Source organism: Amycolatopsis sp. lyj-346 (assembly GCF_046548975.1).
Lineage (GTDB): Bacteria > Actinomycetota > Actinomycetes > Mycobacteriales > Pseudonocardiaceae > Amycolatopsis.
Genome location: NZ_JAJPWT010000006.1, coordinates 222,609 through 244,728, shown reverse-complemented (window position 1 = coordinate 244,728; position 22,120 = coordinate 222,609). Strand labels below are relative to the sequence as shown.

Below are 22,120 nucleotides of genomic sequence, written 5' to 3'. Positions count from 1 at the left end.
ACGTGCGGGCGGAAAGCACTATGGCACAGAGGTTTCCGGACAACCAAAGAGTTCGATAATTTCGAACTTTTGCCCGTTTGCCCGTTCAGCGCGTGACTTCCGACCAAGCGACCGCTTAGTATGGTGTCCGACACGAGAAGGCGGCGATGTCCACTGTGGATGGCGTGCGGTACGAGGCGGACGGCGCGGTCGCGACGTGCACCTTCGACAAGCCGGACCGCAGCAACGCGATGGACGTCCCGATGCAGGCCCGCTACGGCACCCTGCTGCGGCAGGCGGACGCCGATCCGGAGATCCGCGCGGTCGTCGTCACCGGGGCGGGCCGGGCCTTCTGCCCCGGCGCCGACCTGGGCTTGCTGGACACCATCGCCGGGGCACCACCGGCGGAGGGCGGCGAGAACTTCCGGGACGTGCTGGCGGCGACCCGGGTGGGTGTCCCGGTGGTCGCCGCGATCAACGGCGGCTGCGCCGGTCTGGGGTTCGTCATAGCGTGCTCGGCGGACGTCCGCTTCGCGGCCGCCGGCGCGAAGTTCACCACCGCGTTCGCCCGCCGCGGCCTGATCGCCGAGTACGGCATCGCGAAGCTGCTCCCGGAGCTCGTCGGCCAGGGCCGGGCCCGCGACCTGCTGCTGTCCGGGCGGACGTTCACGGCGGAACAGGCCCTGGACTACGGCTTGGTCCAGGAGGTCGTCCCGGCCGGAGAGCTGCTGTCGCACGCGCACGCGTATGCGACCGAGCTGGCGACGTACAGCGCACCGCGGTCGATGGCGGTGATGAAGGCGCAGTTCGCGCGCGAGGCCCTCCTGCCGCTCCCCGAGGCGGCCCGCGAGGCGACGGCGTTGATGGTGGAGTCGTTCGGCCGTCCCGAGCTGGCAGAGGGCCTGGCGAGCTGGAAGGAGCGCCGTCCGCCCCGGTTCCCCGCCGATCGATGAGTTTCCCCGGCTCCGGCCGTCGGTACCTGCATCCGACGTCACGGAGGTGGGTCAAATGGCCAAGCTGCTCTACGCGTTCAGCTGCTCGATCGACGGTTTCATCGCCGGTCCGGGCGGAGACATGTCCTGGTTGACACCGTTCCTGGGCCCGGCGCCGGTGGACCTGATCCCCCGCATCGGGTCCCTCCTGGTGGGCCGCCGAACGTACGACGGCGACGACCCGCACCGGGGCGCGCCGGGCGAAGGCAAGGCGTTCGGCGGCGGCTGGGAGGGGCCGCAGTTCGTGCTCACGCACCGTGCCGCTTCTCCGGCCCCTGGCGTCACTTTCGTCGCCGATCTGGAGTCCGCCGTATCGGCGGCCAAGGCGGCGGCCGGGGAGAAGTACGTCAACGTGCTCGGCGCCGAGGTGGCCCGGCAGTGTCTTGAGGCTGGGGTGCTTGACGAGGTGCTGGCCTTGCCGGTGCCGGTTCTCCTCGGGAATGGGGTTCGGGTTTTCTCGCGGGTTGGCCCTCCTGTTCGGCTTTCTTCGGTGGGGCCTTGTTGGTATCGGGTTGTTTCTTGAGGATCCGGTGTTTTCCGGTGGCTGCATGTGGCCATCACCGGAAACCCTGGCTGCCGACCACTATTGACATTCTCTCAACAGGTGCACCCGTTCGTGTGATGAACGTGAGTTCGATGGCCGGTAGTTTGGAGGTATGACCAGCAACGCAGTGCTTTCCTCTTCTTCTGATGCGGTGGCTTTGGCCGACCGCATCGGTGAGCTGGTGGCGTGTATGCGGTCTGCCGAAGCCGAACTCGGGGCTGTGCTGGTGGAGGTTGAGCAGCGTGGAGTGATGGAGCTGTTCGGCTACCGCTCTGCGGCCCGGTTGCTGGAGCAGCTGGCCGATATCCCGAAGTCCGCTGCTGAACGGATCGTGAAGCGGGCCCGTCTGGTGAATCCGGGCCGCACCCTCGACGGGAGCCCGATTTCCGCCTTGGCTCCGGCGACCGGTGTTGCTGCCCGGGCGGGGCGGTTGAGTAACCCCATGATCGACGTCATCACCGATGTCCTCGGCCAGGTTCCGCCCGAACACCACGCCAGCGCCGAGGCCGACCTGCTCACCTTTGCCGCCGAGGCCGGGCACAAGCAGGTCGCCGCGCTGGGGGCTCGCATCCTTGCCCACCTGGCCCCCGACGGTGAGGAACCCGCCGTCGCCGACCCGGTGATCCCGCCGCGGGAGCTGTTCCTGCGGCGCCGACGGTCCGGCACTTGGGAGCTGAACGCCAGATTCGATGACGAGACCGGCACCCGCGCCAGCGCCCTGCTGGATGCCCTGGCCGAACGCCGCACCAGTGACGACGGCCCCGACCACCGCACCCACCCTCAGCGCTACGGTGATGCCTTCTCCGACGCCATCGACCTGGCCCTCAACTCCCCAGAGCTGCCAATGCAGGCCGGGGAACGAGCCCACGTCATGGTCGCGGTGTCTCTCGAGGACCTGAAGTCAGGTGTGGGTACGGCGACCCTCGGGGATACCGGGAAGATCTCGGCCGCCGAAGCCCGCGTGCACGCCTGCGACGCCATGATCATCCCCGCCGTCCTCGGTGAGAAGAGCGAACCTCTCAACCTCGGACGACTCCGCCGGTTGATCTCCGCCGGACTCCGCCGCGCCCTCTTCCTCCGCGACCGTGGATGCGCGTTCCCCGGCTGCCACCGCCCACCCCGGCACTGCCAAGGCCACCACATTCGCCACTGGGCCGACGGCGGCCCCACCGACCTCACCAACCTGGTACTGATGTGCGCCCACCACCACCGGCTCCTGCACCGATCGGGGTGGGAAGTCCGGATCGCCGCCGATGGTCTACCCGAATTCCTTCCACCGGTGTTCATCGACCGACGCCGAAAACCCAGACGCAACAACCTCCACCAACCACTCCCCTTCGCAGCCTGAACACGGGAAAGGCCCGCAGCCACACGGCTACGGGCCCACACCCACGCGCACCCCGACGGCACCGCTTCCCATCCCGCCCGACAAGGCTCCCGCTCGGCTAAGATCTGTCTCGTCGGCCTGCGGGCCGGCGGTCACAGCTCTCCGACGGCCTCTTCGACCTTGCGCTGCAGCTTGTTCATCCCGCCGAGCCACCGGTCGGTATCGGTCGCGCGGGCCGTGTAGTAGCCCGCGACTTCCGGGTGGGGCAGCACCAGGAAACGCTTCTCCTCGATCGCCGCGAACAACGCTTCCGCGACCTGCTCCGGCTCGATCGCCGACGCGCCCATCAGCAGCTGGCCCGCCGTGCCGGTGCTCTCCAGCATGGCCGTGCGCACGCCCTGGGGGCAGATCGCCTGCACCGTGATGCCGCGGTGGCGGTAGGTCGCCGACAGCCATTCGGCGAACGCCAGCGCGCCGTGCTTGGTCACCGAGTACGGGGCCGAACCGAGGCTGGTCAGCAGGCCGGCCGCGGACACCGTCGCGATGAAGTGTCCCTGGCCGCGCTCCAGCCACGCCGGCAGCAGCAGGTTCGCCGCGCGGACGTGCGACATGACGTTGACGTCCCAGGTGCGCGCCCACACCTCCTCGCCGCTTTCCGCGCCGCCGAAGGGGGCGATGCCCGCGTTCGCGCAGAAGACGTCGATCTCGCCGAGCGTCTCGCGGGCGCTGTCGATCAGCTTCGTGACGCCCTCCTGGCTCGCGACGTCCCCGGCGAAGGCCGTTCCGCCGACTTCGGCGGCCACCTCCGCGGCCTTGTCGCCGTCGAGGTCGGCCACGACGACGCGGGCTCCGCCGTCGGCGAAGCGGCGGGCCAGCGCGGCACCGATGCCGCCGCCGCCCCCGGTGACGACGACGCCGGTCACAGGCCACCGCCGAGCGTCACGCCGCCGTCGAGGACCACCGTCTGCCCGGTGACCCAGCCCGCGTCGTCCGACAGGAGGAACGCCACCGCGCCCGCGATGTCGGACGGGATGCCGAGGCGCTTCATCGGGTACGCCGAGGCGACCTCCTCCTCGCGGCCCTCGTACAGCGCGGTCGCGAACGACGTCTTGACCACGGCGGGCGCGACGGCGTTGACGCGGATCTTCGGGCCCAGCTCGGCGCCGAGCTCGACGGTCAGCCGGATCAGCGCGGCCTTGCTGACGCCGTACATGCCGATGCCCGGCGAAGCGCGGAGGCCGGCGACGGAGGAGACGTTGACGACGGCGCCGCCGTGCTCCCCCATCCACGCGTCGCGGGCGCGCTTGGTCCAGCCCAGCGGCGCGAGCACGTTGACGCCGAAGATCTTCGCCGCGGCGGCCGGGTCGATGTCCAGCGTCGGGCCGTAGGCCGGGTTGATGCCGGTGTTGTTGACCAGGTAGTCGAGCCTGCCGAAGGTCTCGATCGTCTTGGCGACCGTCTCGTCCTGGTGGTCGGTGTCGTCGGCCTTGCCGGCCACGAACATGGCGACGTCGGGCCCGCCGAGGGAGCTGACGGCCTCTTCCAGCGCCTCCGGCTTGCGCGCGGTGAGGCAGACCTTGGCGCCGCGCTCGACGAGCGTCTTCGCGATCCCGAGGCCGATGCCCCGGCTGGCCCCGGTGACGATCGCGACGCGATCCTTGAACGAGTTCACGGCAGTGTGTCTCCTTCGGGTGTGGTGCCCGGCACATACCAAGCAGTCGGTCAGTGGCCATTATGCGCGATCCGGCCAGGGTCTCAAGGCGGACACACGTCACATGCGCGGGCCCCGAACGTGACCTTCTCCCGATACCGTCCGCGGATCACGAACACCGAGGGGGCACCGTGCGGAAGACCGGCCTGATCGTCGCCGCGGCGACGGCGGCACTGACACTGACGCTGACCGCCTGCGACCCCGGCCCCACCGGCGGACCGCCGTCGGCCCCCGCCACGCTCGCCGCTCCGGCCACCGAGGTCGCTCAGCTGGTGGCGGCCGCGCGGGCCGGCATCGCCGAAGCGCCGTCCGCCGCCTTCACCTCGGCCGCCGTGCTCGGCGCCGCCACCAAGGACGTCCCCGGCTCGCTCAGCTTCGACGGCAGCACGAGCAGCCTGACGATGGTGGTCGACGGCCGCGAAATCCGCGTGATCGGCAAGAAGACCTTCACCCACTCGCCGTCGGTGGTGCCCGGCAAGGACTGGGTCGGCACCGACCCGGACAGCGCCGACCCGATCGCGCAGGCGGCAGGCGCGGGGGTTCCGGCGCTCGTGAAACTGCCGGATCTCGGCCGGGCCCTGGTGGCGATCGAGCGGACCGGCCGGATCGTGTCGGCGGAGCAGACCCGGCTCGGTGACCTGCCGGTCAACCACTACCGCCTCGAACTCGACACCGCGAAGGCGCCGGAGCTGTTCCCCGAGTTCGCGGTGCCGCCCCTGGACGGCAAGCCGGCCAGGACGGCCACCGCCAAGCTGCCCGGCGAGCTGTGGCTCGACGCGGCGCGGCGGCCCGTGCGGTACGCCGTCGACCTGACCGCCGGGGCCCCGGCGGGCGCGCGCGGCGACACCACCTTGAAGGCCACGACCGACTACCGCGACTGGGGCAAGCCGGTGGACATCCAGCCGCCGCCCGCCGGCCAGGTCGTCGACCTTGCGGAGCTGCTCAAGAAGATGGGCACCTGACGCGGTCAGCGCGGCACCAGCGACAGCACCGCCTCGACCAGCTCGGGGCCGTCGAGCAACACCGGATCGTTGTGGTCGGCGCCCGGGATCTCCACCAGCCGGGCCGACGCCGCGGCCGCCACCTCGCGGCTCTGGGACGGCGGGACGATCGAATCCCGGCCGCCCACGACGACCACCACCGGGACGCGGAGCCGCGCGACCTGCTCCTTGACCGGGAAGCGGTCGCGCAGCAGCAGCCGCACCGGCAGGTACGGGTAGATCTCCGCGCCGACGGCCGCCAAGTCGACGAACGGGGACCGCAGCAGCAGCCCGGCCGGCGGGTGTTCGAGGGCCAGCTCCGTCACCACAGCGGAGCCGAGGCTTTCGCCGAAGTAGACGAGGCGTCCGGGCGGCACGTGCCGGTCCTCGGTCAGGAAGCGGTGGGCCGCGCGGACGTCGAGGGCCAGGCCGTCCTCACTCGGGTCGCCCGGATTGCCGCCGTACCCGCGGTAGTCGAGCAGCAGCACGGCCAGCCCCGCCTGCGCGAGCTTCGCGGCCAGCGGGGCCCGCCCCGCCCGGTTGCCGCCGTTGCCGCCCGCCACCAGCACCGTCGCCGCCGGCTCCCGGCCCACCGGACGCAGGTACCAGGCGCCGAGGTCCAGCCCGTCCGAAGTGCGGAGGCGGACGTCCTCGGCGGTCACCACGCCGGGCAGCACGCTCGCGGCGGCGGGCACCGGCCGGGGGTCCGGGAGGTAGATCAGCCGTCGCTGGACCGCCCAGAAGGCGGCGAGCAGCAGCACCACGACCACGATGGCCACCAGCACCACGCGCACGAGCACCGTCTTGGTCAACCGTGACCTCCAGCCCCACGGGATACAACGCGGCCCGTCCCACGTTGTACCCGGGTGATGACCTCACCACTCGCATTCTGCGTCCTCGGCGACTCGCTGGCGGCCGGCGTCGGCAGCACCCGGGAAGACGACACGCTCGGGCGGCGGCTCGCCCGCCGGCTGCGCGAAGCGGGCCACACCGTGCGCCTGCGGAACTTCGGCGTGCCCGGGGCCCGCTCGGCCGATCTCGAACGCCAGGTCGGCGTCGCCCTGCGCGAAGGCGTGGACCTGGCGCTGATCGTGATCGGTGCGAACGACCTCGCCGGGTTCGTCTCCCCCGCCGTCGGCGCACGCCAGCTGCACGACGCCGTCGCGAGGCTGGTGCGCGCGGGTGCCCGCGTCATCGTGGTACCGGCGCCCGACCTGGGCATCGTGGCGCGGGTGCCGGGGCCCTACCGGCAGCTGGTCTCGGCGGCCAGTGGCCACTACGCGCAGGCCCAAGCCGAGGCCGCGATCCGGGCCGGTGGTGCCGTGGCCACGGCCGGGCCCGAACTCGCCGCCCGCTTCGCCGCCGACCCGGCCCTGTTTTCCGCCGACCGGTTCCACCCTTCTTCGGCCGGCTACGCCGTGATCGCCGAAGGCCTGGCGCCGCACGTGCTGGCCGCCGCCGCGCAGCCGGCCGCCTGAGCCGGTTTTGCCCGGCTTTAACCGGCGCCCGGCAAGATCGGTTCCGCCAGGCGGTCGGAGCGAGGGACTGGGGGTCCGGAGCTCACCGGCCGGGGGGACTTGCCGGTGGAGGGTGCCGGTCGTCTGGCAGCCAGGGGGTACTGGGGGAGCACTTCCCGCGTCGATTGCGACGCGCGCTGCAGGCTGGGGGCCTGCAGCGCCCGCCCCTTCCGCTTCAGGGAGAGAGGGCAGACATGTACCGATCAACCCAGCGCGCCGCCATCGTGGGCGCGATCGCCGCCAGTGCACTCGCACTCGCCGCACCGGCCGCACTGGCCACCGTGCAGGGCGGCATCTCGAAGACGTGCAACACCGTCAACACCTGCCAGACGAGCGAGGTCTGGTTCCCGGGCGGCACCCTGTCGGTCGACGCCGACGTGCACGGCAGCGGCGGGGCGGAGTGGGCCGTCCTCAACGGCAACGGCACCGTCTGTCGCGCCGGGTTCAGCGCCGTGGACCCGGCGCGGTCCTGGACCTGCGGCGGCGTGCCGGCCCAGTGGCTGTACGGCGTCGTCTCCGGCGGCTCCCCGAGCGTGAACATCGGCCTCCGCTGGTAACACCCACCGGAAGAAGGAGAAGCACCATGAGGACGCTCCGCTTCTTCACCCGTTCCGTGGCGCGCAGCCAGCGGACCCGTGAGCTGGGCGCCGCTCGGCGCTTCTCCTACGAGATCTACTGATGACCACCGCGGCCGGGGTCCCCGAGCCTCGGCCGCGGTCCCTTTCCGGGAGACGTCCGTGCGCCAAGCCACCGCCGACCCCGGCACGTTCCTGACCGATCCGCTCGCCGCCCTCGATGGCCATGACCTGCGGATCATCGCACCCGACCCGGTGTTCGGCTCGCTGCTTTCCCCGCCGGTGGTGTGGCCCGTCCCGCCGAGCTGATCGATTCCCGCTACCCTCACCGCGGGATGGCCGGTTCGTCCGGTCAGCGGGGGGTGCGGAAGAGTGCTCAGCTTCGGGGTGCTGGGACCGTTGCAGGTCCAGCGGGACGGCGAGCCCGTCCCGGTCACCGGGCCCAAGGTGCGGGCCCTCCTGGCGGCGTTGCTGATGCGGCCGAACACGACGGTGTCGCTCGAGCGGCTCACCGAGCTGCTGTGGGGCGACGATCCGCCGGACACCGCGCGCAAGAGCCTCCAGGTGCACGCGGTCCGGCTGCGGCGGGCGCTCGGTGACGGCGTCGTCGAGACGCAGCCGACCGGTTACCTGCTGCGCGTGCGGCCCGACCGGCACGACCTGCTGCGGTTCCGCGAGCTGACCGCCGCCGCGCGGGCCGAGCCGCGCCCGGAGGCCGAACGCGAACTGCTCGCCGCCGCGCTCGCCTGCTGGCGCGGCCCGGTGCTCGCCGACGTCCCGGCCGAGGTGCTGAGCCGGGAGGACGTCGACCAGCCCGCCGAAGAACGGCTACGGGCGCAGGAGCGCTACTTCGAGGTCAGCCTCGAACTCGGCCGGCCCGGCGAGATCACCGGCGAGCTGGCGCGGGTGACCCGCCAGCACCCGTGGCGGGAGGCGTTCTGGGCGTTGTACCTGGAGGCCCTGCACCGTTCGGGCCGCCGCGCCGACGCCCTCGAGACCTACCGCGAGGTGCACCGGATGTTCACCGGTGAACTCGGGGTCGGTCCCGGCGAACGGCTGCGGCGCGCCCACCGGGCGATCCTCGCCGACGAGGCAGACGAGGCACCCGGAGAACCGCCCGCCGCCGCGCGGCCGGAGTTCCGGCCGCGGCAGCTGCCGCCCGACGTCGCCAAGCTCGTCGGCCGCGGCCCGCTGATGTCCACTTTGGATGAAGCCATCGGCCCCGGCCGGGCGCCCGGCCCGAATCCGCCGATCGCGCTGCTCGTCGGGCCGGCCGGGGTCGGCAAGACGACCGCGGCCGTGCACTGGGCGCACCGCGCCGCACGGCACTTCCCGGACGGCCAGCTCTTCGCCGATCTCCAGGGCTATTCGACGGTTCCGGCGCTCGCGCAGCTCGAGGTGCTGACCCGGTTCTCGCACGCGCTCGGCGTCCGGCCCGGCCAGGTGCCGACCGAGCTCGCCGACGCCGCCGCGCTCTACCGCTCGGTGCTCGCCGACCGGCGGGTGCTGATCGTGCTGGACAACGTGGCCGGGCCGGACCAGGTGCGCGCGCTGCTGCCGGGGAGCCCGGGCTGCGCGGTGCTGATCACCAGCCGCGACCGGCTCTGCGGACTGGCCGCCACCGTGGACACCCGGCTCGTGGAGCTGGGCGAGCTGCCGCCCGGCGATTCACTCGCGCTGCTGGCCTCGGTCGTCGGCGAGGAACGCGTCGCCGCCGAGGAGACGGCCGCCCGCGAGCTGGTGCGGCTGTGCGCCGGGCTGCCGCTGGCGCTGCGGATCGTCGCGGCGAACCTCGCGCTGTGGCCGGACCGGTCGCTGCACGGCTACCTCGCCGAGCTGGCCGGGCCCGACCTCGAGCAGCTCGGCGTCCGGCGGCCCTTCGACCTGTCGTTCGACGCCGTTTCCCCGGCGGCGGCCCGGTTCTTCCGCCTGCTCGGGCTGGTGCCCGGTGCCGACGTCGGCGTGGCGGGCGCGGCGGCACTGGCCGGGGTGGCCGAACCGCAGGCCGGCCGGCTCCTGTGGGAGCTGGCCGCGAGCCACCTGGTGCAACCCCGCGGCGGCGACCGGTTCGGCCTGCACGACCTGCTCCGCGCGTACGCCGCCGGGCGGGCGCGTGCCGAGCTCCCGGCGGCCGAGCGGGCGGCCGCCCTCGACCGGCTCTTCGGGTACTACCTGCGTGCCGCGGCCGGCGCGGCGACCGCCCTCTACCCGGACCTGCAGCGGCTGCCCGACGCACCCGAAAGCGGCGAAGCCGTCGAACCGGCGGAGGCCCGCCGGTGGCTGCTGGCCGAGCACGGCAACGTGCTGGCCGCGATCCGGTGGACCGCCGGGCGGGAGCCGGGGCCGTTCGCCTGGCGGGCGGCCGACCTGCTGCGCGGCTTCTTCCACTCGCACCGGCTCGACGCCGAATGGCAGGCGGCGGCGACCGCCGGGCTGGCCGCCGCGCGGCAGGCCGGCGACGAGCGGGCGGCCGGGGCCATGCGGCACAGCCTCGGCGCGCTGGCCTGGAGCCGCGGCGACTACGAGACGGCGCTCTCGGAACTCGAAGCCGCCCAGGCGTCCTACCTCGCGGCCGGGGCCCGCGAAGGCGCGGACTCGGTCCTGCACGCACTCGGCGTCGTGCACCTGGATCTCGGCCGGCTCGACCGGGCGATCGAGCACTTCACCGCGGCGCTGGCGGGCACGCTGCGCAGCGGCACGTCGATCCGGGCGGCGAACGGGCTGATCAACCTGGGTGCCGTGCTCATCGAACACGGCAGGCTCGCCGAAGGCATCGAGCACAACGAGCGTGCGCTCGACCTCTGCCGCCGGCTCGGTTCACCGCACGCGGCGGCGATCGCCCGGTGCAACCTCGGGTACGGCTACCGCGTGTCGGGCGACCTCGCCCGCGCCCGCGTCGTGCTCACCGAGGCGCTGGAAGCGTTGCGGGAGCTGGGTTCCCGCGACGACGAGGCGGACGCGCTGGTGCGGCTCGCCGCGGTGCACCGGGTGACCGGCGACTTCGGCCAGGCGTGGCCGGCGGCACGGCTCGCGGTGGCGGTGGCGCGCGAGGCGGGCAACCAGCGGTTCGAGGTGGACGCGCTCGGCGCGCTCGGCGACCTCCACCGCCAGACGGGCGACCCGGCCGCGGCGCTGGCGGAGTACACCGAAGCCTTCCGGCTGGCGGAAAAGATCGGTTACCTGCGCGGCCGGATCGCCACCCTGATCGGTCTGTCCACTGTGGATCCGGACGACGCGGTCACGCACGCCGGGACCGCGTTGCGCGACGCCGAAGAGGGCGGCTTCCGGCTGCTGGCCGAGCAGGCGCGGACCAGCCTGGCGTGGGCGGCGGTCACCGCGGGCGACCCGGCCACCGCGGAAACCCTGGCGGTCCGGGCGATCGCGGGTTTCCGGGCCACCGGGCACCGGATGGGCGAGGCGTACGCCTTCGTGGTGCTCGGCCGGGCGAGGGAAACCTCGACCGGCCCCGCCGCGGCCCGCGAATGCTGGCGCACGGCCGAGGAGATCCTGGCCGCCGCCGGCGAACGCCCGGTGCTGGCGGCGGTGCGGACGCTCCTGGCGCAGTGAGCGCGTCAGCGGCGCGCGGACAGCTCCGCCGGATGCAGCTCGTAGAGCGCGTACGCCTTCCGGATCACCGGCTGCGCCACGTTCCGCACGCGCACCCCGCCGGGAGTCACGCCCTGCTCGCACCCGAAGTGGGCGTGGCCGTGCAACGCCAGGTCCGCGCCCACCTCGTCGATCGGCTCGCACAGCAGGTACGAACCGAGGAACGGGTGGATCTCGGGTGGCTCGCCGTGCAGGGTGCCGGGAATCGGCGCGTAGTGCGTCAGCGCGACGACGACGTCCGTGTCGAGGGTTTGCAACGCTTTGCGCAACGAATCGGCCGACGCCATCGTGTGCTCGACGAAGTCCTTCATCTCCCGCTCGCCGAACCGGCTGGCGCACTTGCCGGCGAACCCGCCGCCGAAGCCCTTCACCCCCGCGACACCCAGGGAACCGTCCGGCAGGTCGAACCGGACCGCGTCGCCCTCGAGCACCTCGACCCCGGTCTCCTTCAGCAGGTTCGCGATCACCTCGGCGTAGTCGCTGTGGTGGTCGTGGTTGCCGAGGACCGCGGCGATCGGCACGCCGAGCCCGGCGAGCTCGTCCGCCACGACACGGGCTTCCTCGATGGTGCCGTGCCGGGTCAGGTCCCCGGCCAGCAGCAGGACGTCGGCGGTGCCGGCGAGGTGTTCCAGGGCCGGCCGGAGCAGGCCGCGGGAATCCTCGCCCAGGTGCACGTCCCCGACCGCGGCGATCCTCATCGGCCGATCTCCTCCGCGCTCGCCGGTTCGCGGACGTCGGCGACCCGGATGTCGTTGTGCACCAGCTCCCCGGTCAGGTACTCGCCGACGACGGCGTCCACCTCCGCCTTGCGCGCGGGGCAGGTGACTTCGCCGGTCAGGTGGACGTGCTCGCCCCGGACGGTCACGTGCACGCCGAGCTCGGCGGTGCGGGGGTCTTCGGCGAGGACCCGGCTGAGCCGGGCGACGAGGTACTGCGGTGGTTCGGGCACGAGTGCCTCCTTCGGGTCGATCACGGCCAGGTCGCCGAGCAGTGCCAGGAACGCCCGGGCGTACGGGGACGCCGACACCTGCACGGCGACGTCGGTCCAGTCGACCTGCTCGCGCAGGTCACGGGCGATCCGCAGCAGCGGCGCGAAGTCGCACCGGTGCGCGCTCAGCACGAGCAGCTTGTCCACCAGCAGGTCGGTGCCGGCGACGACCGGCGCCGCGGTGGACCCGATCCGCATCAGCGCGGCGCGGTCGAGCAGCTCGTCGGTCACCGGCCGGTGGTTGGGTCCGTGGATGAGGTCCACGAGGATGTCGCCGTCGTAGACCTTCGTCAGCCAGTCCTCCGGCGGGTGCACGCGACGCAGTCCCGCGGCGGTGAGCACCTCCGCGGCCCGCTCCGCGTCACCGGGTTTGAGGAACAGGTCGACGTCGTGGTCCGACGGCGGTCCGCCGCGGGCGTAGACAGCCAGCCCGCCGGCCACGGCGAACCGGATGCCCGTGCCGTCGAGCACGGTCACGACGCGGGTCAGGCTCTGCAACAGCGCCTCCGCTTCCATGGCAGAGGACTACCCGCGACCGGGGCCGCCCTAACCGCCGTTCGTCCCCGGCCGCTGCCGGAGCCACGCGCGGGCCCCGTCGACGGTCGGGTGCAGCGCGAGCGTGGCGTCCATCCGGGTGAGCTGCAGCGAGCGCAGCACCGGGCGCCGGTCGGCGACGACCGCGAACGGCAGCGCCATGTCCGCCGTCGCGGCGACCAGCTCGGCGATGACCTGCAGCCCCGCCGAGCCGCAGAAGGTGATCGCGCCCAGGTCCACGATGAGTGCGCCGGGCCGGCCGTCCAGCGCGGACCGGGCCCGCGCGCGCAGCACCGGCGCGGTGCCGAAGTCCAGGTCGCCCGCCGCCGCGACGACGACGGCTTCGGGCACGGCGCGGACGCGCACCGTCAGCGTGGGCGTCCCGTCCTCGGTCACGGGCTGCTCCTTCCGTCGCTGCCGACCCTAGATCGATTGCATCGTTTTGTCATCGATTTGCCGGGCAACCGCGGGACGAACGACCCGGCAGCTGACCCCGGACGGCCCCGCCCGCGCCGCTGCCGGGTGTCCGGTTTATCCCCTGGCCACCCGGGTAGCCAGCCGCCCTACCAGGCCGATGGTCGCCATCGGTACCCACTCAGGCGCGGAAGTGCCTCTCCCGCAGGAGGTCGAGATGACTCAGGGACCCGGCGGTCAGTCACCGCCGCAGCAGCACGGCAGCGGATCGCCGTCGAAGCCGGAAACCGCCAAGGAAGAAGCCCGCGAGGTGGCCTCCACCGCCACCGACCGGGGTGGTGAAGTCGCGCAAACCGCCGCGGACCAAGCGAAGCACGTGGCCGAGCACGCCCAGCAGGAAGCGCGCGACCTGCTCCGCGAAGGCCGGGAACAGCTGCAGTCGCAGGCCAAGGACGGCCAGCGGAAGGCGGCCGAAAGCCTCCACCAGCTGGCCGGGCAGCTGGAGCGGATGGCGGAGCAGACCGACAACCCCGGCCTCGCCGGCGACGTCGCCCGCCAGGTTTCCGACCGGACGCGCTCGGTCGCCGACTGGCTCGAGCGCCGCGAACCCGGTGACCTCCTGGACGAGGTGCGGCGCCTCGCCCGCCGCCGTCCCGGCACGTTCCTGGTCGGCGCGGCCGTCGCCGGTGCCCTCGTCGGGCGGCTCACCCGCGGCGTCGTCGCGCAGCAGAAGGAGACGGAGACCTCGCCGAACGGCCGGGCCGGCACTCCGCAGCCGCACGCGGGCCCCGCCGCGACCCCGGCGGTGCCGCAGCCGTCCGCCGGATACGCCGGGTCCCAGCCGCAAGGCCAGCCGGCCGGCACCGGATACGCCGCCCCTGGCGGGTACAACGCGCCGCAGCCCACCGAGGGCCTCCCGCAGCCGAGCCGTCCGGCCGCGGCGCCCGGCGGGTACACCGCGCCCCAGCCGCCGGACGCCCTGCCCCAGCCGAACCCCCGCTTCTCCGCGCCGGGGCAGGTGCCGTGATGACCCAGGCACCCGGGCCCGCGCCCCGCGCCGGTGAGCCCGTCGACGTCGCCGACGCTTCGGTCGGCGAGCTGATGTCCAACGTGATGAAAGACGTCTCCACTCTGGTGCGGCAGGAGGTGGAACTGGCGAAGGCCGAGGTGAAGGCCGAGGCGGGCAAGGCCGCGAAGGGCGCGGGCATGCTCGGCGGCGCCGGGTTCGCCGGCTACATGGTCGCGCTGTTCCTCTCCATCGCCCTGTGGCAGGCCCTGGAGAACGTGATGGACGGGGGCTGGGCGGCGCTGATCGTCGCGGTCGTGTGGGTGATCGCCGGTGCCGTGCTCTACACGACGGGACGGCGCGAAGTCCGCCGGATCAACCCGAAACCCGAACGCACCGTCGAGACGCTGCAACAGGTCCCCGACGCACTGAAAGGCGAACGATCATGACCGAACCGGAGCGGATCCGCCGCGAAATCGAAGGTACGCAACGCAATCTCAGCACGGACGTGAACGCCCTCACCGAGAAGGTGACGCCGGGCCGGATCGTCGAACGCCGCATCGGCCGGATGCGCACGGCAGTGGGCAACGCGCGGGACCGCGTCATGGGCACGGCGGCCGACCACGCGTCGACCGCGGGCGACAAGGTGGGCTCGGTCGCCTCGACCACCCAGGACAAGGTGAGCTCGGCGGCCGACGCCGTCAGCGAAGCGCCGGCGTCGATCCGGCGCGGTACGCAGGGCAACCCGCTGGCCGCCGGCCTGATCGCCTTCGGCGCCGGCTGGCTCGTGTCGTCCCTGCTGCCCGCGAGCGAGCCGGAGCGCCGGCTCGCCGGTCAGGCGACCGACCTCGCCCGCGAGCACGTGGCCCCGGTGGCCCAGCACGCGGCCGAGGAACTGAAGGAGAACCTGCGGGAGCCCGTGCAGCAGGCGGCCCAGTCGGTGAAGTCGGAAGCGGCCGACGCGGCGTCCACGGTCAAGGACGAAGCGCGCTCGGCCACCGGCGACGTCACCGACCGCGCCCAGGAGGCCCGGGAGAACGTGCGCTCGCAGAGCTGAGGCGCCGGTTCCGGGGCGCGGCCCGCCCGGCCGCGCCCCGGCCCCTGCCCGCGGGAAGGAATTCCGATGTCCGCGTACGCCCCACCCCGCGGCGACTCCCTGATGTTCGTGGGGACCGCGACCACGGTGCTCCGGCTGGGCCCGTTCACGCTGCTCACCGACCCGAACTTCCTGCACCGCGGCCAGTGGTCCTACTTCGGACAGGGCCTGTTCTCCCGGCGGCGCACCGAACCCGCGCTGCAGCCGGCGGACCTGCCGCCGCTGACCGCGGTGCTCCTTTCCCACCTGCACGGCGACCACTTCGACCGGATCGCCTCGCGCGAACTCCCTCGCGACACCCCGATCCTCACCACCGGGCACGCGGCCACCCGGCTGCTGCGGCGGGGTTTTCACGCGCCGCTCCCGCTGCCGACGTGGACGACGGAGACCTTCTCGGACGGCGACGCGCGGCTCAAGGTGACGTCCGTGCCCGCCCGGCACGCCCCGGGGCCAGCCCGGCGGCTGCTCCCGCCGGTCATGGGCAGCGTCCTGGAGTACCGCGCGACGCCGGAGGCCGAGCCACTCCGGATCTACTTCAGCGGCGACACCGTGCTGCACGACGAACTGCGGACCATCCGGGAGCACTTCCCCGGCCTCGACCTCGCGGTCGTGCACCTGGGCGGCACGCGCGCGTTCGGCGTGCTGGTCACGCTCGACCACCGCGGCGGCGTGGACCTGCTGAACCTGCTGGAGCCCCGGCGCGCGGTCCCGGTGCACTTCGACGACTACGGGCTTTTCCACTCACCGGTGTCCAGCTTCCTGGACGAGGTCCGGCGCCGCCGTCCGCCGACCCGGGTGCACCTGCTGCAGCGGGGCGAATTCCTTTCCCTGTGATCCCGGCACGGTCCCGGTGCCGCCGGGCGGCACCGGGACCTGCGGAGGAACCAGCGTGTCGAAACCGTTGTCCTGGTTGCGCGAACTCGACGGCTCCCGGCACGCCGGCGTCGCTGCCGCGAGCTGCGCCTGGAGGCGCGGTGGCCGGGCCTGAAGAGGCTCTACCGGCCGCTGTCGGGGCAGGCAGCGCACGCCGTCGCCGGGGAAAACCCGGAAGCCGTCACGGCATCACTCCCCTTTCCTCGGTGTCCGTTCGCTTCGCCGTCCGCGGCCGCGGAGGAGCTCTCTCCCGCCGCGGGCACTTCGCGGCGAGCAGGCGGACACCCGGACGTTTCCTGTCCGGCATCGTCGTTCACTCCCCGGATCGTCTCGCGATGTCACCAGGTCATGTCCTGCTCTCCCTTATTCGTATAGCACCGAACGGAGATCGCTTCAAGTCCTCAAAGGACTCACAGCCCGCGGGCCAGCACCGCTTGCGTGACCCGGTCGTCGACGGACGACGTCGGCGCTTCCCGCCCCACCCACGGCTCACCGCCGAAGTAGGTGCCGAAGATGTTCTCGGCCGTGCGGGTCGCCAGCGCCTGGGTCGTCAACGTCGGGTTGGCGCCGCCCACCGCGTTGGGCAGGGCCGAGTTGTCGGCGATGTACAGCCGGTCCACCCAGCGGGCCTCGGCCGTGCCGTCCAGCACCGAGTCCGCGGCGTCGAAGCCCATCCGCATGCTCGACTGCACGTGGAGCAGCAGCGGCGCCCAGCCGAGCCGGTGCACCCGCCGCGCGCCCGCGAGCCGCATCAGCTCGGCCGAGCGCGCGGCGAGGTGCTCGCGGTTGCGGCGGGTCCGCGCGGTGCGGGCGCGGTGGCGGACCTCCACGCGCGGTACCGGGCCGTGCGGGTCGGGCGGGATGACCGGCGACCGGGTCACCCGGTTCCCGGGCTGGACGTCGTCGTCGGTGACCACGAGCGCCGTGAGCAGCTTGTTGACGTCGCCCAGTGCTGCCTTGAGGTCGGTGCCGACCAGCCGCCCGAGCGTGTCGGCGCCCTGGGGGCCGACACCCGCGCCGTTGTCGTAGTAGCCGGCCATCCCGGCGTCGCTGTAGGCGAACGCGAAGGCCTGCAACGCCGGCGGCAGGCAGACGTTCTCCACGCCGCCGTAGCCGGGGAAGTCCATCCGGCAGTTGGAGCCGGCGCCCTTGGCCGCACCGGTGTGTTCGTCGAAGACGCCCACGACCCAGTCGAGGTGGTGCTCGGTCAGCCCGCGCCCCACCCAGTCGTTCGGGTTGGGCAGGCCGCTGTTGAGCCACAGCCGCGGGTTTTCGACGCAGCCGCCGGCGAGCACGACCACGCGGGCCTCCACGGTGTGCAGCGCGCCGTCGGGCGTGCGGAAGACGACCCCGCGCGCCACCGTCCGCGAACCGGACTGCTCGGTCAGCACCCGCACGACGTAGGCGCCGGTCAGCAGCTCCGCGGCCCGCCCGCCCGGCGCCCACGCGTCCGCGGTGAGCATCATCGGGACGTAGGAGTTGTCGGTCGAACGCTTGGCCTTGAGGTTGCGCGGCGCGCGCCGCGGTTCGAGGCAGCCCTGGAAGCAGTGCCCGCAGAAGGTGCAGCCCTGTGCTTCGGGGAAGAGGAGCCGGGCCGGGTCGCCGGTGCGGCCCGCCGTGCCGTGCGGCTGGAGGATCGCGTTCTCCTGCGCCCGGTAGGACGGGCCCCGCAGGTCCTTCCAGGTCTGGTGGACCAGCCCCATCCGCTCGGCGCCGCGGAAGAAGACGGCTTCCTTGGTGCCCATCGGCGCGGTGCGCACCGGGAGCGTCTCCTCGCACCACTCGAAGTACGGCCGGAGTTCGCCGTAGGTGAACGGGAACACGTGCGCGGTGTCGTACTCGGCCCGGTCCGCGCCTTCGTAGCCGGCGAACACGCCGGGCGCCGGGCGCGGGCTGTTGCCGAAGTAGTGCAGGGTCGTCCCGCCGACACCCGCGATCTGCCAGACGAACGAGTTCTGCGGGAAGTCCCGCAGCCACGGCGCTTCCTCGCGCCGGGCCGGCCCGACCCGGAACCGCCCGGTGAGCGGTTCGTTGGTGTCGTACTCCAGCCGCGTCCACTCCTGTTCGGGGCGCAGGTGCCGGGCCCCGGCTTCGAGCACGAGCACGTCCAGCCCGCGCGCGGCGAGTTCCTTGGCCACGACGGGCCCACCGCCGCCGGCCCCGACGACCACGATGTCGCGCATGCGCTGGTGCCTCCCTAGTCCGTCACCGGTCGATTCCGCGGTAATAGCCCCGGAATTCGCTCCACCCTTCGCCGACCCCCTGGTAGGCGCTGATCCGCCAGCCCACCGGAACCGCGGTCAGCCGATTCGTCACCCGGTCGAACACCCCCGCTTCGGAATAGGCGAGGAATGCGGCGAGCGTCGGGAGCGTGTCGAGGATGAATCGCACCGGCGTGCCGTCGGCCAGTCCCGGTTCCTCGAGGCGCCGGAAGACCTCCACCTTGCCCGCGAAGGAGAGGTTGGCGAACGACGCGGCGAACGGGCCGAACGCGGCCATGGGGTCCACCTCGATCGCCACGAGGTTGAGGATGGCCGCGACCGCGGCCGCGCCCGGCAGGTTCAGGTCGAAGGGCCGTCCGACGATCGGGTACGGAATCGCCTGGTCGTAGCCGTACCGCAGGGCCGGACCGGCACCGGCCGCCACGCCGCCGTCGGTGCTCGACGTCCGTCCCTGCCGGACCGAAAACGCGTCCCGGCCCGGCACGAGGAAGGCCGCGAGCCCGTCCAGGGCGTCGTCGACCGGTGGCAGCGGGAGGACCGCGGCCCGGGCCGGAACGGGACTGCCCAAGGCGAGCAGAAGGGGGATCGCCGCGGCGCCGCCGAGCACCACCCGCCGCCGGATCGGCGCATTTTCCGGGGGTTCCGGGACAGGAGCAACCATGATCACCACCACGTTTCTCGTCCGGTCGGGGAATGCCTCGGAAACGTCCGTGCCTGACGACTTTAGGCGCGTCCCGCCCCTTCTCCTGCCGGCACCGGCGGATCACCCGATCGGCCCCGGCCGGGTTGTGGCGGGAGACGGGATCCGCGGGGCTTTCCCCGTCCTCCGGTGACAATTTTTCCGGATGCACCCGTGCGGAGCAGCCGGCCGGCCCCGTGCTCACCGGGCGTCTCCCGGCCCGGGCCGATCGGGCGGCCCGGGGGCCGCGTCCTTCCGCCGTTCAGTAACCGTTCAGTCCGCTTCCGTGCCGGAAACCACCGCACCGCAACGGTTCGGCGAAGATCGTGCGGTGGCCGGTGGCGGGCGCGCCGCGTATGGTCGTCCGGCGTCACCTTGGGAGCGCTCCCAAGGTGGGCACCGACGAAGGAGGACAGCGTGGTTCCCCGACGGATCCGCCCCCGCAAAACCCTGCTTTCCCTGGTGGTGACGGCCGTGACCGCCGTGCTGCTGGGCGGCGTGCTCAGTGGCGTCGCCGACGCGCACGGGTCGGCGACCGACCCGCCCTCGCGCAACTACGGCTGCTGGAACCGCTGGGGCAGCGACTTCCAGAACCCGGCGATGGCGACGACGGACCCGATGTGCTGGCAGGCCTGGCGAGCCGACCCGAACGCGATGTGGAACTGGAACGGGCTCTACCGCGAAGGCGTCAAGGGCAACCACCAGGGCGCCATCCCGGACGGGACGCTGTGCAGCGGCGGCCGCACCCAGGCGCCCCGGTACAACGCCCTCGACACGGTCGGCGCGTGGCAGATGGCGAACAAGGACAACCGGTTCACGCTCACCATCACCGACCAGGCCCGCCACGGCGCCGACTACCTGCGGGTGTACGTCACCAAGCAGGGCTTCAACCCGGCCACCCAGCCGCTGGGCTGGGGCAACCTCGAACTGGTCGCCCAGACGGGCCGCCTCGCGCCCGCCGGGCAGTACCAGGTCGCGGTGAACGCGGGCACCCGGACGGGGCGGCACATCGTCTACACCATCTGGCAGGCGAGCCACCTCGACCAGTCGTACTACTTCTGCAGTGACGTGAACTTCTCCGGACGCTGACCGGCTTCACGGCTGACTGATTTCACGGGCGGAGCCGGGCCGCGGAACACCCCGCGGCCCGGCTCCGGGCTACGCGGGCGCGTACCGGCCGAACCAGGCCGCGGCCGCCCGCAACGGGACGTCCACCGGCGCGATGCCGGGGTACCAGGCCTTTTCCCATTCCAGCGACACCCACCCGGACCACGAACGCAGCAGCTCACCGCACTCGCCGAGCGGAACGACCCCCTCCCCCGGCGGCACGGGCGCCGGGTCCGGCCGGCCCGCGACGTCCTTGACCTGGAAGTAGCCGAGGTAGGGGCCGAGCACGGCGAAGGTGGCGGCCGGTTCCTCGCCGGCCCGCCACGGGTGGACGGCGTCCCACAGCACGGCGGCCAGGTCCGGTGCCTCGAACCCGGCGACCAGGCTCCGGGCGGCGGCCCCGGTGGGGTGCGAGTCGTGCGTCTCGACGAGCAGCCGCACCCCGGCATCCCGCAGCTCGTCGAGGACGGCGGCGATCCGGGGCCGGGCGTCCGCGTCCCCACCGGGGAAGACGCGGATCCCCGGGGCACCGATGCGGTGCGCCAGGGCGATCAGGGCTTTGAGCTCGTCGACGACCGGCCGGTCGGCCCCGGGCGCGGCGACTTTCACGTACCCGGCGAGGCAGGAGACGGCCAGGCCCGCCCCGTCCAGGACGGACCGGACGGCGTCGGTGGCCGGGCCGGAGAGGCCCAAGTGGACTTCTTCGTCGGGGTGCACGCGCAGCTCGAGGCCGGCGCAGTGGTGGGCTTGCGCGATGCTCACGGCTTCGCGGACCGGGATGCCGGGCATCCCCAGCGTGCTCACCGCAAACCGCCACCCCATGGCAACCTCCCCGCTCGGCTGCGGCGAGTGTAAGCGCTTTCAGCCGCACCGTGCCACGCCGGTCGCGGCTGGGGTTCCCCGCCGTTCGCCCTCACTTTCCCTATGAAAGTGATGTGGAGGGTCCACCTCCGGATCGCTGTGGAGGCGGGCGCGCCGGGTGCCCGCGCCCGGCGGCCAACACCGCCGTTCGCCCCCCACGGCGGAGGCGGGCACGCCGATGCCCGCGCCCGTGATCACCTCGGGCGCGGGCATCGGACCCGGCTCAGTGGGCCTTGTTCTGACCGCGGCCCGCGGGCGCACGGCCGTTCGCGCCGTCGGCGGCCTTGGCCGCCTTGTCGGCGGGCTTCTCCGCCGGAGCCGGCGTCGGGGTCTGCGCCGGCTTGGCCGCCGCCTGCGAGGTCGGCGTCGGGGCCTGCGCCGGCTTGGCTGCCGCCGGCTGCGGGGCCGGGGCCGGCTTGGCGGCTTCGGCCGTGGTCGCCGTCGGCTGGGTTGCCGGCTTGTCCTCCGGCTGCTTCGCAGCGTTCTCCTCGGCCAGCGGGTTCGGACGGCGGATCTGGACGACCGCCACGATCGCCGCCGCCACCGCGCCCATCGCCACCAGCCACGGCCAGCGGGACCGCTTCGTGCGCTCCCCGCGCGCCACGCCCTTCGCCTCCTGAAGCGCCACCGCCAGGTCGCGCTTCGCCGTGGCCACGGCCTTCCGGCGCCGCCGGCCGGAGTCGCCGGCCGAGCTCACCACCGTCGCCACCGCCTGGGCCGCCTTGCGGCCCGGGTCGCGCATCTTCGCCGCGCGGGCCAGCACCTCGTCGCGGGCGGCGCCGGAGTTCGCCAGCACGTCACGGCGTGACGACCGCGTGCTCTTGTCGAGGTCCTTGGTCGCCGCCCGGCCCACCTTCGCGAGTTCGTCCTTGCCCTCGGCCAGCTTCCGATCGGTGATTTCGACCGCCCGCGCGGCCGCGGCCGCCCCCACCCGCGCGGCCTCCGCGGCGAGATCCCGTACGCCGGCCGCCGCCGTCTTCACCGATCGCCCGACCGGGGCGTCGCCCTGGCTCATGTGATCACCTCTCACTCGTCGCAGCAGGCATCACCTGCTCAGCTCACACCTGTGGGCTACCCAGTGAAGGCGCATCCGGAACCTCGACCACCCA

Annotated in this window: 23 protein-coding genes; 13 read left to right on the top strand and 10 right to left on the bottom strand. The window is 73.2% G+C overall.

Annotation, left to right across the window (positions count from 1 at the left end; translation table 11 throughout):
• Positions 1-146 precede the first annotated feature (146 nt).
• The 3 genes from ACLJQE_RS21065 (at position 147) to ACLJQE_RS21055 (ending at position 2,863) form a co-directional block, all read left to right on the top strand.
• Positions 147-932, top strand: coding sequence for an enoyl-CoA hydratase-related protein (locus ACLJQE_RS21065; protein WP_410641004.1), 786 nt, complete (start codon positions 147-149; stop codon positions 930-932).
• 55 nt (positions 933-987) lie between these two features.
• Positions 988-1,494 (top strand): dihydrofolate reductase family protein, encoded by a 507-nt coding sequence (locus ACLJQE_RS21060; RefSeq protein ID WP_410641003.1) that lies wholly within the window; start codon positions 988-990, stop codon positions 1,492-1,494.
• 133 nt (positions 1,495-1,627) lie between these two features.
• Positions 1,628-2,863 carry a DUF222 domain-containing protein gene (locus tag ACLJQE_RS21055; RefSeq protein ID WP_410641002.1) on the top strand — a complete coding sequence of 412 codons (1,236 nt, stop codon included), beginning with the start codon at positions 1,628-1,630 and terminating at the stop codon, positions 2,861-2,863.
• A gap of 131 nt (positions 2,864-2,994) precedes the next feature.
• Here ACLJQE_RS21055 and ACLJQE_RS21050 read toward each other — a convergent pair whose 3' ends face one another.
• Together ACLJQE_RS21050 and ACLJQE_RS21045 are read right to left on the bottom strand one after the other, a co-directional pair.
• A complete protein-coding gene (locus ACLJQE_RS21050) occupies positions 2,995-3,765 on the bottom strand; it encodes an SDR family oxidoreductase (RefSeq protein ID WP_410641001.1) in 771 nt (256 codons plus the stop codon).
• Entirely contained in the window at positions 3,762-4,514 is a 753-nt protein-coding gene (locus tag ACLJQE_RS21045) for an SDR family oxidoreductase (protein ID WP_410641000.1), read from the bottom strand. Before ACLJQE_RS21045 ends, ACLJQE_RS21050 begins: the two co-directional genes overlap by 4 nt.
• 170 nt (positions 4,515-4,684) lie before the next feature.
• On the opposite strand from ACLJQE_RS21045, the gene ACLJQE_RS21040 reads away from it, so the two are divergent.
• Positions 4,685-5,515 carry a hypothetical protein gene (locus ACLJQE_RS21040; RefSeq protein WP_410640999.1) on the top strand — a complete coding sequence of 277 codons (831 nt, stop codon included), beginning with the start codon at positions 4,685-4,687 and terminating at the stop codon, positions 5,513-5,515.
• Between the two features lie 5 nt (positions 5,516-5,520).
• Here ACLJQE_RS21040 and ACLJQE_RS21035 read toward each other — a convergent pair whose 3' ends face one another.
• Positions 5,521-6,345, bottom strand: coding sequence for an alpha/beta hydrolase (locus ACLJQE_RS21035; protein ID WP_410640998.1), 825 nt, complete (start codon positions 6,343-6,345; stop codon positions 5,521-5,523).
• A 57-nt stretch (positions 6,346-6,402) separates the two neighbouring features.
• Here ACLJQE_RS21035 and ACLJQE_RS21030 point away from each other — a divergent pair, with 57 nt between their 5' ends.
• The 4 genes from ACLJQE_RS21030 to ACLJQE_RS21015 all read left to right on the top strand — a co-directional run bounded on the left by ACLJQE_RS21030 (position 6,403) and on the right by ACLJQE_RS21015 (position 11,192).
• Positions 6,403-7,011 (top strand): SGNH/GDSL hydrolase family protein, encoded by a 609-nt coding sequence (locus ACLJQE_RS21030; protein ID WP_410640997.1) that lies wholly within the window; start codon positions 6,403-6,405, stop codon positions 7,009-7,011.
• Positions 7,012-7,244: 233 nt separating this feature from the next.
• Positions 7,245-7,607, top strand: coding sequence for a hypothetical protein (locus ACLJQE_RS21025; protein WP_410640996.1), 363 nt, complete (start codon positions 7,245-7,247; stop codon positions 7,605-7,607).
• Positions 7,608-7,787: 180 nt separating this feature from the next.
• Positions 7,788-7,934 (top strand): hypothetical protein, encoded by a 147-nt coding sequence (locus ACLJQE_RS21020; protein ID WP_410640995.1) that lies wholly within the window; start codon positions 7,788-7,790, stop codon positions 7,932-7,934.
• A 63-nt stretch (positions 7,935-7,997) separates the two neighbouring features.
• Complete coding sequence (locus ACLJQE_RS21015; protein WP_410640994.1) at positions 7,998-11,192, top strand: BTAD domain-containing putative transcriptional regulator; 3,195 nt, start codon at positions 7,998-8,000, stop codon at positions 11,190-11,192.
• A 5-nt stretch (positions 11,193-11,197) separates the two neighbouring features.
• On the opposite strand, the gene ACLJQE_RS21010 is transcribed toward ACLJQE_RS21015, so the two are convergent.
• From ACLJQE_RS21010 to ACLJQE_RS21000, 3 genes are read right to left on the bottom strand one after another with little or no spacing between them, the layout of a single operon-like run.
• Positions 11,198-11,929 (bottom strand): metallophosphoesterase family protein, encoded by a 732-nt coding sequence (locus ACLJQE_RS21010; RefSeq protein WP_410640993.1) that lies wholly within the window; start codon positions 11,927-11,929, stop codon positions 11,198-11,200.
• Positions 11,926-12,735 carry a nucleotidyltransferase family protein gene (locus ACLJQE_RS21005; RefSeq protein ID WP_410640992.1) on the bottom strand — a complete coding sequence of 270 codons (810 nt, stop codon included), beginning with the start codon at positions 12,733-12,735 and terminating at the stop codon, positions 11,926-11,928. The genes ACLJQE_RS21010 and ACLJQE_RS21005 overlap by 4 nt, the downstream gene beginning before the upstream one ends.
• A 30-nt stretch (positions 12,736-12,765) precedes the next feature.
• The gene (locus ACLJQE_RS21000) at positions 12,766-13,149 is read right to left on the bottom strand and encodes an STAS domain-containing protein (protein WP_410640991.1); all 384 of its coding nucleotides are present in this window, start codon (positions 13,147-13,149) and stop codon (positions 12,766-12,768) included.
• A 235-nt stretch (positions 13,150-13,384) separates the two neighbouring features.
• Between ACLJQE_RS21000 and ACLJQE_RS20995 the strand changes: the two genes are divergently transcribed.
• The 4 genes from ACLJQE_RS20995 (at position 13,385) to ACLJQE_RS20980 (ending at position 16,103) form a co-directional block, all read left to right on the top strand.
• Positions 13,385-14,194: a hypothetical protein gene (locus ACLJQE_RS20995; RefSeq protein ID WP_410640990.1), complete on the top strand. Its 810-nt coding sequence runs from the start codon at positions 13,385-13,387 to the stop codon at positions 14,192-14,194.
• Positions 14,194-14,622: a phage holin family protein gene (locus ACLJQE_RS20990; RefSeq protein ID WP_410640989.1), complete on the top strand. Its 429-nt coding sequence runs from the start codon at positions 14,194-14,196 to the stop codon at positions 14,620-14,622. Before ACLJQE_RS20995 ends, ACLJQE_RS20990 begins: the two co-directional genes overlap by 1 nt.
• Positions 14,619-15,230, top strand: a complete 612-nt coding sequence (locus ACLJQE_RS20985) for a DUF3618 domain-containing protein (protein WP_410640988.1) — start codon at positions 14,619-14,621, stop codon at positions 15,228-15,230. Before ACLJQE_RS20990 ends, ACLJQE_RS20985 begins: the two co-directional genes overlap by 4 nt.
• A 66-nt stretch (positions 15,231-15,296) precedes the next feature.
• On the top strand, positions 15,297-16,103 hold the full coding sequence (locus ACLJQE_RS20980) for an MBL fold metallo-hydrolase (RefSeq protein ID WP_410640987.1): 807 nt from the start codon (positions 15,297-15,299) through the stop codon (positions 16,101-16,103).
• A gap of 449 nt (positions 16,104-16,552) precedes the next feature.
• Here ACLJQE_RS20980 and ACLJQE_RS20975 read toward each other — a convergent pair whose 3' ends face one another.
• Complete coding sequence (locus ACLJQE_RS20975) at positions 16,553-18,325, bottom strand: GMC family oxidoreductase N-terminal domain-containing protein (RefSeq protein WP_410640986.1); 1,773 nt, start codon at positions 18,323-18,325, stop codon at positions 16,553-16,555.
• Between the two features lie 22 nt (positions 18,326-18,347).
• Complete coding sequence (locus ACLJQE_RS20970) at positions 18,348-19,025, bottom strand: hypothetical protein (RefSeq protein WP_410640985.1); 678 nt, start codon at positions 19,023-19,025, stop codon at positions 18,348-18,350.
• Between the two features lie 435 nt (positions 19,026-19,460).
• Here ACLJQE_RS20970 and ACLJQE_RS20965 point away from each other — a divergent pair, with 435 nt between their 5' ends.
• Positions 19,461-20,132, top strand: a complete 672-nt coding sequence (locus ACLJQE_RS20965; RefSeq protein WP_410640984.1) for a lytic polysaccharide monooxygenase — start codon at positions 19,461-19,463, stop codon at positions 20,130-20,132.
• Between the two features lie 69 nt (positions 20,133-20,201).
• Here the strand turns inward: ACLJQE_RS20965 and ACLJQE_RS20960 are convergent, their stop codons facing one another.
• Together ACLJQE_RS20960 and ACLJQE_RS20955 are read right to left on the bottom strand one after the other, a co-directional pair.
• Positions 20,202-20,972 (bottom strand): sugar phosphate isomerase/epimerase family protein, encoded by a 771-nt coding sequence (locus ACLJQE_RS20960; protein ID WP_410640983.1) that lies wholly within the window; start codon positions 20,970-20,972, stop codon positions 20,202-20,204.
• 262 nt (positions 20,973-21,234) lie between these two features.
• Positions 21,235-22,026 carry a hypothetical protein gene (locus ACLJQE_RS20955; RefSeq protein ID WP_410640982.1) on the bottom strand — a complete coding sequence of 264 codons (792 nt, stop codon included), beginning with the start codon at positions 22,024-22,026 and terminating at the stop codon, positions 21,235-21,237.
• Between the last annotated feature and the right edge of the window lie 94 nt (positions 22,027-22,120).